The 5,150-nt window shown below is 36.2% G+C and carries 6 protein-coding genes; 4 read left to right on the forward strand and 2 right to left on the reverse strand.

What is annotated here, in order from left to right; all coding sequences use genetic code 11:
• Positions 1 to 184 (forward strand): BrxA/BrxB family bacilliredoxin (locus ACIQ0D_RS11330; RefSeq protein ID WP_395805680.1); only part of this gene is annotated, 184 nt, incomplete at its 5' end.
• A 96-nt stretch (positions 185 to 280) separates the two neighbouring features.
• Entirely contained in the window at positions 281 to 1,558 is a 1,278-nt protein-coding gene (locus ACIQ0D_RS11335; RefSeq protein WP_395805682.1) for an amidohydrolase family protein, read from the forward strand.
• A 23-nt stretch (positions 1,559 to 1,581) separates the two neighbouring features.
• Here ACIQ0D_RS11335 and cdaA read toward each other — a convergent pair whose 3' ends face one another.
• Positions 1,582 to 2,373, reverse strand: a complete 792-nt coding sequence (gene cdaA, locus ACIQ0D_RS11340; protein ID WP_395805684.1) for a diadenylate cyclase CdaA — start codon at positions 2,371 to 2,373, stop codon at positions 1,582 to 1,584.
• Between the two features lie 27 nt (positions 2,374 to 2,400).
• Positions 2,401 to 3,273 carry a dihydropteroate synthase gene (gene folP, locus ACIQ0D_RS11345; protein WP_395805686.1) on the reverse strand — a complete coding sequence of 291 codons (873 nt, stop codon included), beginning with the start codon at positions 3,271 to 3,273 and terminating at the stop codon, positions 2,401 to 2,403.
• A 53-nt stretch (positions 3,274 to 3,326) separates the two neighbouring features.
• On the opposite strand from folP, the gene ACIQ0D_RS11350 reads away from it, so the two are divergent.
• Together ACIQ0D_RS11350 and ACIQ0D_RS11355 are read left to right on the forward strand one after the other, a co-directional pair.
• On the forward strand, positions 3,327 to 3,878 hold the full coding sequence (locus ACIQ0D_RS11350; RefSeq protein WP_395805688.1) for a DUF1599 domain-containing protein: 552 nt from the start codon (positions 3,327 to 3,329) through the stop codon (positions 3,876 to 3,878).
• A 35-nt stretch (positions 3,879 to 3,913) separates the two neighbouring features.
• Entirely contained in the window at positions 3,914 to 5,068 is a 1,155-nt protein-coding gene (locus ACIQ0D_RS11355) for a BT_3928 family protein (protein ID WP_395805690.1), read from the forward strand.
• Positions 5,069 to 5,150: the final 82 nt, after the last annotated feature.

The following is a 5,150-nucleotide window of genomic DNA, read 5'->3' on the forward strand; positions in this document are numbered from 1 at the left end:
AATGGAAAAGGAAGCTGTTGATCAAGCTAGAGAACACATGCTGCCTTATCCTCCATCATCTCCGGCCATCGCCTTATTTAAGGATGGTAAATTAGTGCATATGATAGAGCGTCACCAAATTGAAGGCCGCCCAGCACAAATGATTGCCGATAATTTAAGTCAGGCATTCGATCAATATTGCTAATTACAAATTTAACAAAATAAAAAAATCCGGCAATGGCCGGATTTTTTTTGTTTTACACCTTTTTTTAAATAGTTTAGACTAATCAAAAAATCGTGTATGAAATTTATAGCCTTTATCTTTTCTGCTTTTTTAGCTGTTCCAGCTTTTGCTCAACAAACATTTATTCAATGCGGCCGCTTAATTGACGGTAAGTCGAGCGCAGTGCAAACCGAAATGACCATTGTTGTTGAATCCAATAAAATTATTGATGTGCGCAAAGGATATCATTCTGGGACTGGAAAAGATAAGCTGATTGACATGAAAAATCAGACCGTAATGCCAGGATTTATTGATTCTCATGTGCATTTATCCATGGAAACCAATAAGAATCAGTTTTTGGAAAAATTTACTTTAAATGAGGATGAAGGTGCATTAAAAGCAGTGAAATATTGTGAAAGGACCTTAATGGCTGGTTTTACAACAGTTAGAGATTTAGGTGGGACAATTGCAATTTCGTTAAGAAATGCAATTAATCAAGGAGATATTAAGGGGCCTAGAATTATTGCTGCAGGAAAAAGTATTGCTACTACAGGTGGCCATGCGGATCCATCGAATGGATTTGGCAAGGCAATAATGGGTGATCCAGAAGCCAAAGAAGGAGTAATTAACGGACCTGATGAAGCTAGAAAAGCTGTTAGACAACGTTATAAAGAAAGTTCAGATGTAATTAAAATTACTGCTACTGGGGGTGTTTTAAGTAATGCAAAGGATGGGGCCGGAGCCCAATTTACTAAGGATGAAATTGAGGCAGTGGTGAGCACAGCAAAAGATTATGGTTTTCGGGTTGCTGCGCATGCACATGGTGCTGAAGGTATGAAAAGAGCAATTCGTGCGGGAGTTTCTTCCATTGAGCATGGTACTTTTATGGATGATGAAGTTATTGATTTAATGAAGCAAAATGGCACCTATTATGTACCTACTATTACTGCAGGTAAGTCGGTCGCCGATTCGGCAAAAATTCCAGGTTATTATCAACCATTAGTTGTACCAAAGGCAATTGCAACAGGGCCAAAAATCCAGAGCACCTTTGCTAAAGCCTATAAAGAAGGAGTAAAAATTGCATTTGGAACAGATGCGGGGGTATTTGCTCATGGTAAAAACTATAAAGAGTTCGAATACATGACAGAAGCAGGAATGCCTGCCATGGAAGCAATCAAATCGGCTACTGTTAATGCTGCTGATTTATTAGGAATTGCTGATCGTTTAGGCTCGATTGAAAAGGGCAAAATCGCTGATATTATTGCAGTAAGCGGCGATCCTTTGAAAAATATCCAAGCACTTGGTGCTATGAATTTCGTGATGAAAGAAGGAGTAGTTTATAAACTCGGATTTTAATCTAATCAATTGGCGGTCAGAATTTAAAAATCTTTATTCAGTAATTTTTCAAGCTCAACGAAAGTGAGGTTTAGGCGTACACGGCCTTGCTTTGCGTAGGATATTTCGCCAGTTTCTTCAGACACAATTACTGCTACGGCATCACTAATTTCTGAGATCCCGATTCCAGCTCTATGCCTAAGTCCGAATTGAGCTGGAAGCTTATCATTTTCTGTAAGTGGCAGAATACTGCTTGCGCATTTGATTCTATTTTCGGAAATAATTACTGCTCCATCATGTAATGGACTATGTTTTTGGAAAATACTTTCTAGCAGTCGCTTTGAAATTTTAGCATCAATAATTTCGCCGCTATTTTTGTAATACTGCTCATCGTAGAATTTGGCGAACACCATTAATGCACCGGTCTTACTTTGCTGCATGCTCTTGCAAGCATCGATAATTGGCTTGATACGGGCAGAATTATTTTTCGCAATTTCCTTGTTCCCAAATAGGAAAGACCACCAAGCTTTATTCTTCTGCAAGGATGCATTTCTACCAATCAATAAGAGGAAACGTCTAATTTCCTGTTGAAATACTACGATAAGGGCGATGAAACCAACACTTACAAAGCCACCTAAAAGCTCAGAAAGGAGTCGCATTTGCGCTTGCTCCACCATTTTATAGGCCGCATAAATGATGACCAAGCCAAGTAAAATATTTAGCGCTATGGTACCTCGAATGAGATTGTAAACGTAATAAATAATGAAAGCAACCAGAATTATGTCGATTGCATCGAGAAAACGCAAATTGAGGAAACTGAAATCAAAATCTTGCATCCCACTAAAGTAAATATTTATTACGATTTATTCTATTTTGCTAGATGATCTAAGCATTTCTACAATTTTTAATGTTTCCACTGCCTCCTTCACATCATGTACTCTTAAGATATTAGCGCCATTCATTAATGCAATGGTATTTGCCGCTGTAGTGCCATTTAGGGCGTTTTCAGCATCGGTTTCTAATAATTTATAGATCATTGATTTTCGAGAAAGGGCCGCTAAAATGGGGTATCCTAAAATTTTCAGAGCATTAAGATTTGCCAGCAATTTATAATTCTGCTCTAGTGTTTTGGCAAAACCAAATCCCGGATCGATTACGAGATCTTGAACACCCAAATCATGTAATTGATTGATCTTTTTTGTGAAATATTGAGTCAATTCGCCTAATAAATCGCTGTAATCCGTTAAGCTGGCCATTGTTTTGGGTGTACCACGCATGTGCATTAAAATATAAGGGACTTTCAGCTCTGCAATGGTTTGAAACATATTTTCATCCAATTCTCCAGCAGAAACATCATTTATAAGGTGTGCGCCTTCGCCAATGGCAGCCTTGGCAATTCCAGATCTGAACGTATCAACAGAGATCAAAGCTGTAGGAAATTCTTTTGTAATTGCCTTAACTACAGGGATTAAGCGCTCATATTCTGTTTCTTCAGAAATATGTTCGGCTCCAGGACGTGTAGAATAAGCACCTAAGTCAAGAATGTTGACGCCTTCAGCCAATAATTCTTCAGTTTTTTTTAAAGCATTTTCTAAACTATTATTCTTCCCACCATCGTAAAATGAATCAGGAGTGAGGTTTATAATGCCCATTATCTTAGGTTTCGAAAGATCTAGTATGGATCCGCGAACATTTAACGTTAATTTTTGCTGAAAAACTGTATTTTTATCCGCCATATTATGGCAAAATACCGATTAATTCATGGTTCTAACAAATAAAAATTAAGGCTTTGATAAACAAAACTTCAGTTGAATACGATGGTGTAATCAAGGTGTGTAGAGCACTTTTTTTGAAGAAAAGTACAGATTATGGTACTGCATGGCGTATTTTGAGGATCTCCTCCATTACCGATCAGATCTTTATTAAAGCCCAAAGAATACGTACACTTGAAGAGAAAAAAGTTTCAAAAGTAGGTGAAGATATTACTTCCGAGTACATAGGCATAGTAAATTATTGCGTGATTGCAATGATGCAAATTGATCTCGAAAATGATGAGCGAACAGAATTGCCTGTGGAAGAGGTCGAGATGTACTTTGATAAAAAGGTGCATGAGACAAAAGAGCTTATGTTTGCAAAAAATCATGACTATGGAGAAGCTTGGAGAGATATGAGAATCAGCTCTTTAACAGATCTTATTTTGATGAAAATTCTAAGAGTGAAGCAGATTGAAGATAATTTGGGCCAAACACTTGCCTCTGAGGGTGTACGAGCTAATTACCAGGACATGTTAAATTATTCGGTGTTTGCTTTAATTAAATTGGAGCTTCATAAAGGAGCCTAGTGGATTTTGAGAATTAAATTTTATTAAAAAATATAATGAAAACTTTCTTTTTGCAAATTGTTCGATCACTAGTAGGATTATTATTTATTTTCTCTGGACTTATTAAAGCAAATGATCCTTTGGGTTTTGGTTACAAGCTTCAAGAATATTTCGAAGTGTTCCACATTAGCTTTTTTAATGATTATGCTACCGCTTTCGCGATTTTACTTTGTACACTAGAAATTGTGTTTGGGGCTCTACTTTTGTTAGGCTTTTGGACAAGCAAAGTGGTATGGGGTTTATTAATCACCATCGTGTTTTTTACTTTCCTGACTTTTTATTCTGCATATTTCAAGGTAGTTACTTCTTGCGGATGCTTTGGGGATGCGATACCACTTACACCTTGGCAATCATTTTCAAAGGATATTGTATTGTTAGTAATGATTCTTTTTATCTTTTTTAACAAGAATCAGATTAAGGCAATAGTGAATAATTCAAAAGCTCAGCAAACAATTGCGGGATTGGTTTTGGTATTTTCGCTTGGTTTTGGAGTATTTACCTATAGCTATCTGCCAATTCTCGATTTTTTACCCTATAAAATCGGTAATAATATTCCAGAATTGATGAAAACGCCTCCAGGGGCAGAGCCGGATATTTATGAGATTAATTATAATCTTACAAATAAAAGTACTGGAGAGTCTAAAACATTAACGGATAAGGAATACCTGAAAACTGAAATTTGGAAAGATCAAAATTGGTTGATTACTGGAGAACCTGTTTCTAAATTAATTAAAAAGGGATTTGACCTAAAAATTAAGGATTTAAAAATAACTGATAGTCAGGGGACAGACTACAATCAGGAGATTTTAGAGAACCCTTATTACAATCTTGTAATTGTTGCTTATGACCTAACAAAAACGGATGCCGCTGGTATTGGAAATTTGAACGCACTTGCAATAAATGCAGCAGAGAATTTCAATATTCGCACAGTTTTGTTAACCTCTAATTCTTCGACTGATGCTGATCTATTTAGTAAAAAGAATAAGCTAGTTATGGAAGTGTTTTATGCAGACGGTATTCCACTGAAAAGCATGGTTAGAGCTAATCCAGGAGTGATTTTATTAAAAAATGGGACAGTTATCAATAAATGGCATTTTCGTAATGTGCCATCTTATGATGAAATGGCGGCAAGCTATTTTAGCAATAATTGATTTTTAGCATTTTTGATTTGTTTTAAATACAGTAGAATGATTTTTCTGCTTTGGGATTTTATTTTTTAGTTTATGAAGATTT

The sequence above is a fragment of the Daejeonella sp. genome, from assembly GCF_044342615.1.
Lineage (GTDB): Bacteria > Bacteroidota > Bacteroidia > Sphingobacteriales > Sphingobacteriaceae > Daejeonella.